The organism is Streptomyces sp. R35 (genome assembly GCF_041053035.1).
GTDB lineage: Bacteria > Actinomycetota > Actinomycetes > Streptomycetales > Streptomycetaceae > Streptomyces > Streptomyces lutosisoli.
In genome coordinates this window covers 7886092-7900412 of the sequence record NZ_CP163440.1, presented here as the reverse complement: position 1 = coordinate 7900412, position 14321 = coordinate 7886092, and the positions used below count along the sequence as shown (strand labels likewise).

At 70.8% G+C, this 14321-nt stretch carries 13 protein-coding genes and 1 pseudogene; 2 read left to right on the top strand and 12 right to left on the bottom strand.

Annotation, left to right across the window (positions count from 1 at the left end; genetic code table 11):
• The first annotated feature begins 91 nt into the window (after window positions 1-91).
• Window positions 92-1255 carry a serine hydrolase domain-containing protein gene (locus tag AB5J50_RS35865; RefSeq protein WP_369262648.1) on the top strand — a complete coding sequence of 388 codons (1164 nt, stop codon included), beginning with the start codon at window positions 92-94 and terminating at the stop codon, window positions 1253-1255.
• Here the strand turns inward: AB5J50_RS35865 and AB5J50_RS35860 are convergent.
• The 7 genes from AB5J50_RS35860 to AB5J50_RS35830 all read right to left on the bottom strand — a co-directional run bounded on the left by AB5J50_RS35860 (window position 1248) and on the right by AB5J50_RS35830 (window position 5520).
• Complete coding sequence (locus tag AB5J50_RS35860; protein WP_369262647.1) at window positions 1248-1775, bottom strand: hypothetical protein; 528 nt, start codon at window positions 1773-1775, stop codon at window positions 1248-1250. The two genes, AB5J50_RS35865 and AB5J50_RS35860, sit on opposite strands and share 8 nt — an antisense overlap.
• Before the next feature lie 133 nt (window positions 1776-1908).
• Complete coding sequence (locus tag AB5J50_RS35855; protein ID WP_369262646.1) at window positions 1909-2490, bottom strand: PadR family transcriptional regulator; 582 nt, start codon at window positions 2488-2490, stop codon at window positions 1909-1911.
• 24 nt (window positions 2491-2514) lie between these two features.
• A complete protein-coding gene (locus tag AB5J50_RS35850) occupies window positions 2515-3339 on the bottom strand; it encodes an SGNH/GDSL hydrolase family protein (protein WP_369262645.1) in 825 nt (274 codons plus the stop codon).
• 120 nt (window positions 3340-3459) lie between these two features.
• Window positions 3460-3912, bottom strand: coding sequence for a hypothetical protein (locus AB5J50_RS35845; RefSeq protein ID WP_369262643.1), 453 nt, complete (start codon window positions 3910-3912; stop codon window positions 3460-3462).
• Window positions 3896-4387, bottom strand: a complete 492-nt coding sequence (locus AB5J50_RS35840) for an RNA polymerase sigma factor (RefSeq protein ID WP_369262641.1) — start codon at window positions 4385-4387, stop codon at window positions 3896-3898. Before AB5J50_RS35840 ends, AB5J50_RS35845 begins: the two co-directional genes overlap by 17 nt.
• A gap of 123 nt (window positions 4388-4510) precedes the next feature.
• Window positions 4511-5131, bottom strand: a complete 621-nt coding sequence (locus AB5J50_RS35835; RefSeq protein WP_369262640.1) for a class F sortase — start codon at window positions 5129-5131, stop codon at window positions 4511-4513.
• Window positions 5128-5520: a sortase-dependent protein gene (locus tag AB5J50_RS35830; RefSeq protein ID WP_369262639.1), complete on the bottom strand. Its 393-nt coding sequence runs from the start codon at window positions 5518-5520 to the stop codon at window positions 5128-5130. The genes AB5J50_RS35835 and AB5J50_RS35830 overlap by 4 nt, the downstream gene beginning before the upstream one ends.
• Window positions 5521-5821: 301 nt before the next feature.
• Here AB5J50_RS35830 and AB5J50_RS35825 point away from each other — a divergent pair, with 301 nt between their 5' ends.
• The gene (locus AB5J50_RS35825) at window positions 5822-8605 is read left to right on the top strand and encodes a hypothetical protein (protein ID WP_369262638.1); all 2784 of its coding nucleotides are present in this window, start codon (window positions 5822-5824) and stop codon (window positions 8603-8605) included.
• A 159-nt stretch (window positions 8606-8764) separates the two neighbouring features.
• Here AB5J50_RS35825 and AB5J50_RS35820 read toward each other — a convergent pair whose 3' ends face one another.
• The 5 genes and pseudogenes from AB5J50_RS35820 to AB5J50_RS35800 form a co-directional block, all read right to left on the bottom strand.
• Window positions 8765-8980 carry a hypothetical protein gene (locus tag AB5J50_RS35820; protein ID WP_369262636.1) on the bottom strand — a complete coding sequence of 72 codons (216 nt, stop codon included), beginning with the start codon at window positions 8978-8980 and terminating at the stop codon, window positions 8765-8767.
• A 192-nt stretch (window positions 8981-9172) separates the two neighbouring features.
• Entirely contained in the window at window positions 9173-10942 is a 1770-nt protein-coding gene (locus tag AB5J50_RS35815) for an RICIN domain-containing protein (RefSeq protein WP_369262634.1), read from the bottom strand.
• 163 nt (window positions 10943-11105) lie between these two features.
• On the bottom strand, window positions 11106-11939 hold the full coding sequence (locus AB5J50_RS35810; protein WP_369262633.1) for a carbohydrate ABC transporter permease: 834 nt from the start codon (window positions 11937-11939) through the stop codon (window positions 11106-11108).
• On the bottom strand, window positions 11936-12919 hold the full coding sequence (locus tag AB5J50_RS35805) for a carbohydrate ABC transporter permease (protein ID WP_369262631.1): 984 nt from the start codon (window positions 12917-12919) through the stop codon (window positions 11936-11938). The genes AB5J50_RS35810 and AB5J50_RS35805 overlap by 4 nt, the downstream gene beginning before the upstream one ends.
• 117 nt (window positions 12920-13036) lie before the next feature.
• A pseudogene (locus tag AB5J50_RS35800) lies at window positions 13037-14283 on the bottom strand (extracellular solute-binding protein).
• Window positions 14284-14321: the final 38 nt, after the last annotated feature.

The window sequence follows — 14321 nt, the reverse complement described above, 5'->3', positions numbered from 1 at the left end:
GGCGATCTCGTACGGCCGGAGGATGAACATCGACTTCGACCGGCACACCGGTCATTCGGTTCAAGCGATCAACTGATCTCAGGAGTGCTCAATGGCCGTACGCCGCCCCGCAGTTGCCCTCGTCGCCGCCCTCGCCCTCGGTCTCGCCGCCGGGCCGGCGCTGAGTGCACCGGCGTTCGCCGCACCGTCCGCCCAGAAGGCCGCGGTGGCCGCGCGGACCGCCGGACCCGACGCCGAGGCCCTGCGCGCCGCGCTCGCCGGGCTCCCGGACGCGGACGCGACCGCCGCGCTGGTACGGGTCGGGGGCACCGACGGCAGCTGGCGCGGCAGCGCGGGCGTGCACGACCTGGTGAGCGGCACGAAGGCGGATCCGAACGCCCGTTTCCGTGCCGGTTCCACCACCAAGGTGGTCACCGCGGCGGTCGTCCTCCAGCTCGCGGCGGAGGGCAGGGTCGGCCTGAGCACGCCCGTGCAGCACTACCTGCCCGGACTGCTGTCGACGGCCTTCAAGCCCATCACCGTACGGCAGTTGCTGAACCACACCAGCGGGATCCAGGCGGGCGACGGGTTCGGCGACTCCTTCGAGGACGCGTACGCCCACCGCTTCGACACGCTCACGCCGAAGGAGGTCGTCGCCTCGGCGGTGGCGAAGGGGCCGGAGTTCTGCCCGGGCGAGCAGCAGGACTACCTGAACATCAACTACACGATCCTCGGCATGCTGATCGAGAAGGTGACCGGGCACACGTACGCGCAGGAGGCGGAGCACCGGATCTTCCGGCCCGCCGGGATGCGCGACTCGTACTTCCCCGGCACCGACCCGCGCATCCACGGACCGCACAACCACGGCTACCAGGCGGTGAAGCAGGCGGACGGAACGACGACGTTCGTCGACGTCACCGACTGGAACCAGGCGGACCGCTGGGCGGCGGGCGACATGATCTCCACGACGGCGGACCTGGAACGGCTGATCACCCGTCTCTTCCGGGGCGATCTGGTTCCCGGACCGCAGCTGGAGGAGATGTTCACCGTGCCGTCGGGCATCGACGGCGCCGACATGAGCGCCGGGCTCCAGCGCTTCGAGTACGGCGGGAAGGTCTACTGGCTCAAGTCCGGCGCCCGCTACGGCTACAGCGCGGTCGTCGCGGCCACCCGTGACCTGTCCCGCACCCTCGTCTACTCGGTCAACTCCACCGACGCGAAGGGCGAGTCGATGAACCCGGTCGCCCAGCGGATCGCGATGGCGGCACTCAAGTAGCGGGAACCGGGGCGGGGCCTGGATACGGGGTGAGCGCTTCCAGTCGCTTGATCCTCTTCCGTACGACGTACAGGGGGATCACCCCGAAGATCCCGAAGGACATGTCGACGACGGTCCACCAGAAGGGAATTCCGCGGATCGGCCCGCAGATGAGCGCGAGCGGGACGATGCCGGCGCAGGCGATCATGCCGAACTCGACGACCCAGATGTTGCGGACCGGATCACGGTACGGCCCGTAGAAGGCGACCGCGATCACGAGATGCGCGAACGCCAGCCAGTCCGTGCCGTACAGCACGAAGGGGTACTCGGCGTCGGCGGCGTCGAGCCCGTGGCGTACGTGCTCGATCCAGTCCATCAGGGCGGGCAGGTGCTCGGGCACGGACAGGGACCGCAACAGGTCCTCGGTCCAGCGCAGTTCGTGCACCAGGGGGAAGGCCGTGGCGCCGCTGAGCACCAGGCAGACGACGAACAGGACCAGCCACGCGCGAATGCCCTTCAGCAGGGCGGCTCTTTCGCTCATGACCGGAGCGTACGCCCAGACTTGAACATGTTCAAAACTGTATCCGGGCAGCCTTCCGTACGGGGTTACGGGGTTACGGGGTTACGCGGTGGACGAGGTTGCCGGTCGTCCTGCGCCCCGGGATCCGTGGAACTCAGCCGCGTGCCGAGGCGCCCAGGGTCTCGGCACGCTGGGCGAGCCGCTTCAGGGCCGTCTCGCCCCACTTGATATTCGCCTGCTCCAGGGCCATGCCGCCGAGCAGGGTGAGGTAGGGGCCGATGCGCTCGGCGGTGGAGAGGTACTCCTCCTCGGTGCGTCCGGCGAGCATGCGCTCCTGCGCGCGCCGGTAGCGGGCCAGCTTGGCGGTGGACCGCTCCACGCGTTCGGCGACCCCGGCCCGGACGGCCTCGACGTCGCCGATGTCGACGCACTGCACCTTGACCATCAGCTCGTCCCGGATCGCCGTCGGCCTGCTGGGGACTTCGGCGGTGTAGGCACGCATCGCGTCGAGCCCGGCGTCGGTGAGCGAGAAGAGCCGTTTGTTGGGCCGGCGCTCCTGCTGCACGACGCGAGCGGAGACGAGCCCCTCGCTCTCCATGCGCTCCAGCTCCCGGTAGATCTGCTGGGGGGTGGCCATCCAGAAGTTGGCGACCGAGGCCTCGAACCCCTTCGCGAGGTCGTACCCGGACGCCTCACCCTCCAGAAGTGCGGCCATCACCGCATTACGCAGAGCCATTCGCCCAACCTAACACCCGGTTGATTAGTCAATGAGTCGACCATCCGACGGACTCTCACTGCGGCGGGCGAGCGTGGTCACCGGGAGCAGAGCGGGCCGCTTGGCCCGTCGGCCGTCGCCGGACGACCGGCCGCGCACCCGGCGGGCGAGCCAGGGCCCCAGGAACGAGCCGGCCCAGCGCAGTTCGGCGGCGACGGCCCGCAGACCATGGGTCGCCCCCGCGTCGGGAGGCAGGGGCAGCGTCCAGCTGTCGTCGCTGCCCGGCAGGCCGAGCGCGTCGGCCACCGCGGCCGCGATGCGGGCATGGCCGAGCGGGCTGGCGTGCAACCGGTCGGCGCTCCACAGCCGGGGATCGGTCATCACGGGGTGCTGGGAGGCTTCGACCACCACCACACCGTGGCGCCGGGCCGCTTCCCGGATGCGGTCGTTGAGCGCGTAGACCCGGTGGGCGACCGGTCGCGCCAGCGGGGTGATCCGGCCCATGTCCGGGAAGGTGAGCGTCACCACGAGGGCGCCCTGTGCGGTGAGCGCGGCGAACATCGCCTCCAGATGACCGGCCACCTCGTCCAGGTCGACACGGGGTCGCAGCAGGTCGTTGACCCCGGCGACGACCGTGGCGAGGTCCGGCCGCAGCGCGAGGGCCGGAGCGAGCTGTTCGGCACGCACCTGTCCGGCGAGCCGCCCTCGTACGGCGAGATTGGCGTACCGGACGTCCGGGCTGTCCCGCGCGATCCGCTCGGCGAGCCGGTCCGCGCACCCCCGTAGACCGCGGACGTCGTCGCCGTCGCCCAGCCCTTCGGTCTGGCTGTCGCCCAGGGCGACGTACCGAAGGTATGCGTTGACCGTCACGGTCCGACCGCCTCCCTGCCTCAACTTGCCCAACGTGATGGATAGGAAACTACTCCCCTATTCGCATTGTTGTATAGAAAGCAGGACGCGGAGGCCATCACCCTGGGCCGGCCCGGAGTCCTACGGCTCGGCGGATTGCGCGCTCGGTGTCGCCGACGGCTCGCGGCTGGGCACGGTGGTGCTGGAGGGAGTGGTCGGAGGCCTGGTCGGGGTCGCCCTGGTCGGGGTCGCCCTGGTGGGGCGGGGGCTGACGGGCCCGGGTGACGCCGAAGCCGACGCCGACGGGGAGGGCGGGGCCGAAGGACTGCTCGCGGGCGGCGGGGCGAGAGGGACCGCGGGAGACGTGGGTGTATCGGGTGTCGCCAGACGGAGCGGCAGCGCGACGAGGGCGGCGACGGCGCAGGCCAGGCCGACCCCGGCCGCGGTGCGGAGCAGCCGGCGGCGGGCCGCGCCGCGGCGGATCGCTTCGTATCGGCCGGGGGGTGGGCCGAGGTAGTCGGAGGTGGGTCGCAGGATGACGGCGAGAGGGTCGTCGGGTTCGAACTCCGGACCGTCGTCAGAGTGTGTGATCAAGGCTTCTCCCCAGGTGGGCGCGGAGCAGTTCGCGGGCCGCGTGGAGGTCGGCCTTGATGGTTCCTTCCTTGCGCCCGGTCAGCGCGGACACCTCCCGGATCGGCATGTCAGCGTAGTAGTGCAGCAGGATCGGAACGCGCAGTCGTTCCGGCAGCGACTGCACGAGCAGCCGTACCGACGGGTCGGCCTGCTCGGCCGGCGGGCGGACGGCTTCCTCGGTGGTGACACGGCGCACGGCTCTGCGTTCGCGTTCGAGCCCCCGCCAGTGGTCCCGGACGAGGTTGGCGGCGGTGACGTAGAGGAACCCCCGGGGCTCCGCCACGGATGTCCAGCGGGCCCAGAGCCGGGTGAACGCCTCCGAGGCGATCTCATGCGCCGTCTCGTCGTCGTCGACCAGCCGGCGGCACCAGCCGGCGAGGCGCGGGTAGAGGGCGGCGAACAGCTCGGACGCTGCCGTCTCGCGGGACCGTTTCAACACTCTCCATCGTCGTGATGCCAGTGCCGTGGGGGCACTGCCATGAGGGCACTCGTGGGGGAAGATCCCGGGCCGTCGGCGTACGTTCCATCGGCCCGGGATCCCCGGGATCCTGAGGGTGGGTCAGGGGCTCGCGGAGCTGAGCGCGGCGAAGACGATCACGTTGTCGAGGTAGCCGTCACCGGTACGGGGGCCGCCGCAGGTGATGAGACGCAGCTCCGGACGGTCCACGTTCCCGTAGACCGCGTCCACCGGGAAGTCCGCCTTGGCGACCGTCCGTACGGCGTTGACGGCGAACTCCGCCGTCGTGCCGTTCTCCAGGCGCGTCATGATCCGGTCGCCCTTGCGCAGCCGCGCGAGGTGACGGAAGACCCCGTCCCCGTAGGCGCCGACCGTGACATGGGCGAGGATCACCGACGGGCCGGTCTGGCCCGGCGTCGGCGAGTGCCGGTACCAGCCCGCACGGTCGTGCGCCGTGATCGGGGGAACCTGCACGCTGCCGTCCGAGGCCAGCCCCAGCTGGATGACCGGGGTGTCGACCCCGATCGCCGGGATCCGCAGCCTGACCGGGACCGAACGCCCGAGCGCATGCGCCGCCTTGGCGGAGGACCGCGAAGGCGCAGGCGTGCTCCCGGAACGTGCGGTACCGGCCGGGCCGGCCGCGTGGCCGCCGCAACCCACCAGCGACGAGGCCAGCGCGGCCGTCGCCGCGGCGACGAAGGCACGCCTGGAGGGCGAGGTCATTCCCCGGTCGCCCGGCGACGACGTACGAGAAACACCGCCGCACCGCCGACGGCGAACGCCGCGGCGGCACCCCCGCCGATCAGTGCGCCATCGGCTCCGGACCGCGTCGCCGTCGACGCCACACCGGTGTCGGGCGCTCCGCTCGGCACGACGGAGACCTGGCTCCCGGGGGCCCGGGTCGGTGCGGCGCTCGGGACCGCGCTCGGGGCCTCGGACGGGACCGCGGACGGGTCGGTGGTGGCGCTCGGGACCGGAGACGGGGCGGTGGTGGAGGTCGGACGGCTCGTGGCGGCCGGGCTCGGGGTCGCCCCGTCGGCGTACGCGGGCACTGTGCTCGCCAGCGCGGCGGTGCACGCAAGTGCCATGGCGCTGAGGACAGTTCGGCGCATGAATCGCTCTCTTTCGTCGGTCCGCCCGCGCGGTGACCCGGCGGGCTGGGTGATGGATCGAGCGGAGAGACGAGGGAGCGGCCGAGCGGGTTGTAAAGAGATGGCAAAGCCGCCGGAAGTCGATGCCTCGCGCGCAGGAAGGGGCCCCGCGCGGTCAGCCGGCGGTGACCTGATTCCGGCCCTGCGCGGGCCAACTCCCCCGGCACAGGCAACCCATAGGTCGCGTTTCCCTTCCTTCGAGGCGTGAGGGGCTCCCGGTACCGACGGGGCGCCCGCGCTCGAAGTGTGAGGAGGGGGACCCTTGAACCGTACCCGGCGAATAGGTGTCACCGCCCTGGCCGTGCTCGCGGCCCTGGCGGGTTCACCGGGACTGGCCCAGGCCCAACAGCCATCCCAGACACAGCCGTTGACGGCGAACGCCGACAGCGTGCTGCCGCCGGGATGGCGCGTCACCGGGGAGGGCGTCGCGCGTGAGCTGGTCTGGCGGTCGGACAGGGCCGTGCCCATGGGCGACGCCCGTGTCGAGTTCCACGCGGACGGCCGGCTGCTCGGCGCGCCGAAGGCATCCAAGGACGGCCGTACGTTCCGGCTCGCCCTCAACGAAGCCACCCCGCTCAAGGAACTTCAAGTCCTCGCGGGCGGGCGCCGGTTGGACGCGCCCGCCGACAACAACACCGGCGAGGGGCGGAAGAACTCCCTGGCGGCCGCACAGCCCCCGGCCCAACTCCCGGCGAACTCCGTGGACCCGGGCAAGCCGGGCTCGTACCGCACGGCCACCGGCGAGTACGACCTCGACCCGGTGAAGCTGCCCGGCTTCGCCCAGCCGGTCGAGATGCGGGCCGTCGTGGTCGCGCCCACCGGCGCCACCGGCAAGCGGCCGCTCGCGCTGTTCCTGCACGGCCGCCACACCACCTGCTTCAAGCCGGGCGGGTCCGAGGACGACGTGACCGGGCAATGGCCCTGCCCGGCCGGCAAGAAGTCGATCCCGAGCTACAAGGGCTACCTGAAGGACCAGAAACTGCTGGCCTCCCAGGGCTATGTGACGGTGTCGATCTCCGCGAACGGCATCAACGGCCAGGACGGGGACGCCGAGGACGGCGGTGCGCAGGCGCGCTCCTCGCTGGTGCGGCAGCACCTCGCCCAGTGGGCCGGCTGGGCCGCCCACCCGGGCACCGCCCCGGCGGCCGTGCCCGACGCGGCGAAGGCCGACCTGTCCCGCGTCCTGCTCGTCGGCCACTCGCGTGGCGGCGAGGGCGTCAACCGGGCCGCCATGGACAGCCTCTACCCGCCGCCCGCCGCGCAGGACGGTTACCGGGGCCCGGTGCGCTGGAAGATCCGCGGGACCGTCCTCATCGGACCGACGATCTTCGGCCAGAATCCGGTCGCCGACGTGCCGTCCACGACGATCCTCCCGGGCTGTGACGGTGACGTCTCCGACCTCCAGGGCGAGGTGTACGTCGACGGGACGCGCGGGATCAGCCGGGGCACCGCCCTGCACAGCGCCGTCTACGTGGTCGGCGCCAACCACAACTTCTTCAACACCGAGTGGACGCCGGGCAAGTCCAAGGCCCCCTCCTCCGACGACTTCTGGGACGACCCGGAACAGCAGCCCGACCCGGTGTGCTCCACGGGCACCCGTACCCGGCTGACCGCCGACCAGCAGCACCAGGCGGGCGCCACCTACATCGCCGCCGCGGCCCGGCTGTTCGTCGGTGGTGACGACCGGGTACGTCCGCTGCTGGACGGCTCGGCCCGGCGCGCTCCCTCGGCCGACCCGGCCCGGGTGCTGACCCACGCGGTCGGCGCCCACCGTACGGCCGGGTTCGTGCCCGACGACGGACCGGTGAAGGTGACCGGCGGCAGGCTCTGCTCGGCGATCGACCCCGACCCGGCCGTGGCCTGCCTGGGCCCCGGCACCAAGGGATCGTCGCCGCACTTCGCGTGGTGGCAGACCGAGAAGGAGGCCGGCCGCAGCGCGGTCGCGCTGAAGTGGTCGGCGCCGGGCACGGCGACCAAGGTCCGCCCCGCCGCTCCGGTGTCCCTCTCCGGCGCCAAGAGCCTCGCGCTGCGCGTGTTCGTGCCGCCGAACACGACCGGCACCAAGCTGGACGTGGCCGTCACCGACACCTCCGGCCGCCGGGCCAAGCTCGGCCAGGTCCGGATCGACGGGCTGCCGGGCACCGAGCGCACCGCCTCCTACTGGGCGCGCGAACTGCGCGTCCCGCTGACCGCGGCCATCCGCGCCGGCCTCGACCTGAGGCACGTCAAGTCCCTTGAACTGACCCCGCGTTCAGGGTCCGGAAAGGCCTGGCTGATGGACGCCTGGGGCTGGGCCCCCGGTACCCCGGCGGTCAGGGCGGCGGCGCTGCCGCGCGTCGACATCGGCCGGCTCACCGTCAAGGAGGGCAACTCGGGCACCCGCACCTACCACATCCCGGTCCAGGTCTCCGGGCACGGCAGCGGCAAGGTCCGCTTCTCCGTCCTCGACCCGGACACCGGACAGGCCAAGGACAAGCTGGTCACCGTGCGGCCCGGCAGCAACCCCATCGACGTACCGGTCGTGGTGAAGGGCAACACGCGCTACGGCTACGACAAGCAGCAGGACCTCCTCGCGAAGGCCGTGCGCGGCGCCGTCATCGGCTCCTACCAGGGTGGGGTCACCGCGGTGAACGACGACCCCGAGCCCTCGATCACCGTGACGCCGGTCACGGACCGGGTGACCGAGGGAGGGACGCTGGCGTGGCGGATCTCCCTCTCCGAGCCCGCCGACGTGGAGATCAGTCAGCCGGTCCAGGTGCTTCCGGTCACCGAGGGCGCCGAGCTGTCCACCAAGGACGTGGACCCGCAGTGGCTGATGGACTACTCCGGTGACGGCCCCGACCCTGAGCGCGCGCTCTCCCAGGCGAACCTGTGGGTGTGGACGAACATCCCGGCCGGGGCCACCACCGCCGACTTCACCGTGCCGACGGTGAAGGACCAGCTGGCCGAGCCGGCCGAGTCGGTACGCCTCGCGCTGACCGACGACAACGCCGAGCCGCTTCCCGGCCACCCGGCACTGACGGGCACGGTGGTCGACGCGCCGTAAGCCGGCCTGCGTAGGGGCATGGACAAGGGGCATGGACAGGGATGTCCATGCCCCCTGCGTGTTCACCTCGTCCGCCGTCGGTGGGCGGACGGCGACGAGTGCGCGAGACCGGTCTGATAGGCCATCACGACGAGTCGCTCCCGCCCGCACCCCCTCCCTTCACCCGCCCAGCGCAGCCCGCACCCCGGGCACGACCTCCAGCGCGAACAGGGTCAGCCGGCGCAGATGGTCGGCGTCGGGCCAGTAGACGAAACCGTTCATCCCGTAGTCGCGCACGAGCGAGACGAGCTGGTCGACCCACTGCCGCACATCGCCCTGGAACGGCACGGTGGACTCGACGGGGCTGATCAGTCCGAGGGCATCCAGCCTCCCCACGTCAGGCTCGCCACCGCCGGAGCCGCAACGGCCGTGACTCCGCGGCGCGGCTGACCGGAGGAATTCGGCCGTGGGCCTGGAGGCGCTGGTTGACGCCGAACACGCCTGACGAGATGCGGACGTCGGCCGCCAGGCAGGACAGCGGCCCCGAGCCCGCCATGGACGGCGGGCTCGGGGCCGTTGGTGGTTGCCTCAGCGAGAGGTGAGTTTCCAGAGGTGGTCGGCGGTGCCATTGTCGGACCACTGCAGGGCCTGGGCGCCCGACGACGTGCTCATGCTGTCGACGCCCAGCAGCAGACCGCTGTTGTAGTTGGCGATCTTGTAGTAGCCGTCACGGGCCGGTATGGCCTGCCAGAGATGGTCGGCGGTGCCGTTGTCACCCCAGATCAGGGCCGTTCCGCCATTGCTGGTGCTCATGTTGTTGATGCCGAGCAGCAATCCGCTCTTCTCGTTGACGATCTTGTACAGGCCCGATCCCGCGGCCACCAGGGTCCAGTTCTGGTCGGTGCCGGTGGTGGACGTGGCCTGGACGACCGAGGTGCCCTGAGCAGTGCCCGCGTTCACGGTGTCGAGGGCGAGCCCGCTGTTCTTGTTGGTGATCTGGTAGCGCCCGGCCAGCGACGTCGAGGTACCGCTGGGGGTGACGACCAAGTGGTAGCCGTCGGAGGCGTTCATCGTGACGGGCACGGTGATGGAGCCGCCGCTGACGGTGTAGTCGGTGTCGGAGATGGTGATCGGGCCGGAAGAGGCGGTGGTGCGGCCGGTGTTCGGGGAGTACTCCAGCTTGACGTGGACCGTGCTGCCGAAGGCCGACAGGGAGCTCAGGCCGTTGACCGTGATGGCGCAGGAGCCGGTGCAGCCGCCGGCGACGACGCTGATCTGGTTGCCCGCGCCGTTGCGGGAGGCGAGGCCGTCGATGCCGGTCTGTGCGGGAGGTGTGGTGACGACCATGTTGCCGGACATGTCGCCGTACCACTTGTACGTCCAGTACGAGCCGTTGGGCGAGCCGCCGGTGTCGGTCAGGGTGTCGCCGAGGGTGCCATAGTGGTTCCAGAAGGCGAGTTCGGCGTCGCGCACCCCGGTCCGCTCGAACTTGGCGGCATAGCCGATGAGGGCTCCGGAGTTGCCCATCTCGTCGGGGGTGCCGTACTCCTCGATGTCGATCGGGCGCGGGCTGATGCCGAGGCTGGTTTCCAGAGCGCGATAGGCGGCGACGTGAGCGGCGATGTCTGCGCTGCCCTGGAGTTCGTGCCAGGCGATGACGTCCGGGACCGTGCCGCTCGCCTTGGCGTCGGTGAGGAACGAGCTCATCCAGGACTGGTTCCACGCCGAGTAACTCGGCCCCTGGATCGGCGTCGTGGTGTCCTTGGTACGCACCTCCTTGAAGGTGCGCGCCCAACCCGTGTTGAATGCGCCCGCGTTGGTGGTGTCCCAGGTCCAGTCGGGCTCGTTCCACAGCGCGTACGCGCCGATGTTCGTGGCACTGGAGGACTGCACGGAAGCGACCTGCTTGTCGACTGCCGACAGCCAGTCGCTCCAGCTCACCCACTTGTAGGGGAAGTTCGGATACCAGTCCGGCATCCGTACGACGACCTTGGCGCCCGCGGCCGCGGCCTTGGAGGCGACCACGAGGGAGTCGCCCGCCGGAGCGGGCTCGCCGTTGGGGAGCTGGCTGCCGCCCGGCGCCATCTGGATGAAGGTGTTGGGCTTCAGGGGCTGTACGAGGCTGTCGGAGGGGGTGCTCGCGCCGGCCAGACCGTAGAGGCTTCCCGTGCCGACGTGGGTGACGGACCGCAGGTTCTGCGCGGCGTTGACGACCAGCGTGGTCGACGACGTGGGGGCGGCCTCGGCGGATGCGCCCGTAAGGACGACGGCGGTGGCGGCCAGGGCCGTGGCCACGGCGGCGGCGGTGGCGCGGCCGAGAGGGACTCTGTAACGGTGACGGGGGCTCAGGTATGACATCAGCGGCTCTCCTGAGGGGTGGGATGGGGACTGGCGGTGACACGTGTGGGGTGGGGGGCGCGGAGCGGGCCGACCGGTTGCGCGGGGACTCGGACTCTCGTGACGGGCAGGGCGGAGCTCGGCCCCGCCCGGCCGGTGGGCCGGGGGCGGCGGGCATCGTGGATCAGTCTTTGACCGCGCCCGCGGTGACGCCCGCGGCCACGTAGCGCTGGGCGAGGACGAGGAGGACCGCCGCAGGCAGGGACGCGACGACGGCGGTGGCCATGATCGCGTTCCATTCCTGGTTGTTGTTGCCGATGTAGTGGTAGATACCGAGGGTGATGGGGCGCCAGTCGCCGCCGCCGTCAAGGGTGTTGGCGAAGACGAAGTCGGACCAGGCCCACAGGAAGCTGAAGAGCGAGACGGTGACGAGCGCGTTGCGGCTGACCGGCAGGACGATCGACCAGAAGGTGCGGAAGGTGCCGGCGCCGTCGATGCGGGAGGCGGCGATCAGCTCGCCGGGGATGCCCGACATGAACGCGGTGAAGATCATGACGCCGAACGGCACGGCAATGGTGGAGTCGGCGATGATCAGGCCCCACCAGGAGTTGAGCAGGCCGAGGTCCAGGAAGATGCCGTAGAAGCCCATCGCCATGACGATGCCGGGGATCATCTGGGCGACCAGCAGGACGAGGCCGAGGAGGCCGCCGCCGCGGGGCCGCAGTTTGGCCAGCGCGAAGCCGGCCGGAGCGGCGAGGACGAGGGTGAGGACGACCGTGCCGAGCCCGATGAGCAGGCTGGTGCCGAGGTAGGGCATCTGGTCGTTCAGAACGGCGCGGTAGCCCTCGAAGGTGGGATGCAGGGGCAGCAGGTCGGGCGGGCTTTTGCGCATGTCCTGCTGCGGGGTGAGGGACACGTTGAGCATCCAGTACACCGGGAACAGCATGACGGCGGTGAGCAGGACGCCGACGACGGTGTAGAGGCGCGAGCGCCGGGCGGGGCTGTGGGCGGCGGTCATGCTTGCTGCCTCCTCTGGACGCGGATGTACAGCAGCCCGAAGGCGAGGGCGATGAGGATGAGGATGTTGCCGACGGCGGCCCCGGGGCCGAACTTCGGCAGCAGGGTGCCGAACCCGAGTTGGTAGGACCAGGTCGCCAGGGTGGACGAGGAGTCGCCGGGGCCGCCCTTGGTCATGATCCAGATCAGGTCGAACACCTTGAGGGTGTAGACGAGCCCGAGCAGCAGCGTGATCGCCGAGACCGGGCGCAGCAGCGGGAAGGTGATCCGCCGGAACTGCTGCCAGGCGCTCGCCCCGTCCAGCGACGCGGCCTCGTACAGCTCGCCGGGGATGTTCTGCAGTCCGCTGTAGAGGATGACCAGGTTGAACGGTATGCCGATCCAGACGTTCGCGATGATCACCGAGGTCAGCGCCCAGTCGGGCGAGGTGAGCCAGTCGACCGGAGCCACACCGACCAGGTGGAGGGCGTAGTTGAGGACGCCGGACTCACTGTTGAACATCCACGACCAGGTCGACGCCGACACGATCAGCGGCAGCAGCCACGGGATCAGGAACAGCGCCCTGAGGGTGCCGGCCAGCCGGAAGTGGCGGTTGAAGAAGACCGCGAGGGCGAGCCCGGCAACGTACTGGAACGCGATCGACACGAAGGTGAAGATCATGGTGTGGCGCAGTGCCGGGCCGAACGTGGGATCGTCGAAGACGGTCCTGAAGTTGTCCAGCCCGGAGAACGGCGCGTCCCCCGCCACGAACGAGCGGACGGTGTAGTCGCGCAGGCTCAGGTCGAGGTTGCGGTAGAGGGGATAGGCGTAGAACGCGGCGAGGTAGACGGCCAGGGGAGCGAGGAACGCCAGAGCGGTCAGCCGGCTCTTCCGGCGCTGGCGGCGCCGGAGAGCCGGGGCGTCCGTCCGGTCGACGGTGCCGGTCGCCCCGGACCTGGCCGGGGACCGCTGTGAGCGGCGGTCGACGCGGGCGGTGGTCATGCGAACTCCTGGATGGGGGTGGCCTGCCCGGGGCGGTGACGGTGTCCGGGCGGTTGCGGGTGACGTGCGGGTGCCGGAGACAGGGCCCAGGCGCGTGCCGCGAGCGCGTCGGGCGTCTCAGTTCTTGCCCGCGGCCGTCTGCGCGGTATCCAGGGCGGCCTGCGGGCTCTTGCTGCCGGACAGGGCACCCTGGACGGCGGTCCACATGGGCTGGGAGATGGTCGGGTACTTGGTGCCCAGTCCCCCGCTGGTGCGGCCGCGGGCCGCGGCCACCGCGTCGACCCACGGCTTGAGCTCGGGGTTCGCCTTGACCTGCTGGGCCTGCACCGCCTCGGTCGGGGCCACGTACGCCAGCGTCGTGTCCGTGGACAGCAGGTTCGCTGAGCTGGTCAGACAGGTGACGATCTTCTTGGTGACGTCGTAGCGCGCGGTGTCCTTCTGCACCGGGACGGTGACGAACTCGCCGCCGGTCGGTACCGGTGCCGACCCGCCGCTCTGCCCCGGGATGCTGATGACGCCGTACTCGAATCCGGCCTTCGCCGCGTTGCCGAGCTGCCAGGTGCCGTTCTCGCTGAACGCGTAGTCGCCGGTGGCGAACTCCTGCCAGCTGGTGGTCTGGGTGTTCTGCAGGACGTCCTTGGGCGCGTACCCGGCGTCGACCCACTGCTTCCACAGGGTCAGCGCGGCCACGCCCTTCGCCGAGTTGAGCTTGGTCAGGTCACCACCGGCGCCCCAGAACCAGGGCAGGAACTGGAAGCTGCCCTCTTCCGTGTTGATCGCGGAGAACGTGATGCCCTTCTTGCCGGCGCCCTTCACCTTCTTCAGGGCAGCCGTCAGCGAGTTCCAGTCCTTGATCGAGGCCGGGTCGACGCCCGCGGCGGAGAGGACCTTCTTGTTGTAGTAGAGAGCGAGCGTGTTGGCGCCGATCGGCACACCGTAGGAGGCGCCGTCGATGGTGCCCGCGCCGAGGATGTTCTGCTGGATCGACTTCGTGTCCAGGCCGAGGTCGCTCGTCTTGTTGAGGATCCCCGCCTCCACCAGCGTGGACACGACCGGGTTGTCCACGAGCATCACGTCGGGCGTGTTGCCCTGCTGCGCAGCGAGCAGCGCCTTGTTGCCGAGGTCCGAGGTGTCCATGCCGGTGCGCTTGATCTTGACCCCGGCGTCGCTGCCGCACTTGGTGACGAGCTTGCCCCACGCCGAGGATGCGTCGAACTGCGGGTACGGGTCCCAGAAGGTGTACGTCCCGCCGGCGTCGCCGGACCCGGAGGCGGAGGAGTCGGACCGCCGCCACAGGCGGCGACGGAGGTGAGCGCGCCGACAGCGGCGATGGCGGCGATCAGGGTGCGGCGGGAGCTTCTCACGGGTGACCTCGTTGTCTTGGGCGGCTCATGGGGAGCGG

What these genes read in the sequence shown, in the direction of transcription:
- AB5J50_RS35865 (WP_369262648.1), top strand. Translation starts at nt 92, where the DNA reads ATGGCCGTACGCCGCCCCGCAGTTGCCCTCGTCGCCGCCCTCGCCCTC.
- AB5J50_RS35860 (WP_369262647.1), bottom strand. Translation starts at nt 1,775, where the DNA reads ATGAGCGAAAGAGCCGCCCTGCTGAAGGGCATTCGCGCGTGGCTGGTC.
- AB5J50_RS35855 (WP_369262646.1), bottom strand. Translation starts at nt 2,490, where the DNA reads ATGGCTCTGCGTAATGCGGTGATGGCCGCACTTCTGGAGGGTGAGGCG.
- AB5J50_RS35835 (WP_369262640.1), bottom strand. Translation starts at nt 5,131, where the DNA reads ATGACCTCGCCCTCCAGGCGTGCCTTCGTCGCCGCGGCGACGGCCGCG.
- AB5J50_RS35830 (WP_369262639.1), bottom strand. Translation starts at nt 5,520, where the DNA reads ATGCGCCGAACTGTCCTCAGCGCCATGGCACTTGCGTGCACCGCCGCG.
- AB5J50_RS35815 (WP_369262634.1), bottom strand. Translation starts at nt 10,942, where the DNA reads ATGTCATACCTGAGCCCCCGTCACCGTTACAGAGTCCCTCTCGGCCGC.
- AB5J50_RS35810 (WP_369262633.1), bottom strand. Translation starts at nt 11,939, where the DNA reads ATGACCGCCGCCCACAGCCCCGCCCGGCGCTCGCGCCTCTACACCGTC.
- AB5J50_RS35805 (WP_369262631.1), bottom strand. Translation starts at nt 12,919, where the DNA reads ATGACCACCGCCCGCGTCGACCGCCGCTCACAGCGGTCCCCGGCCAGG.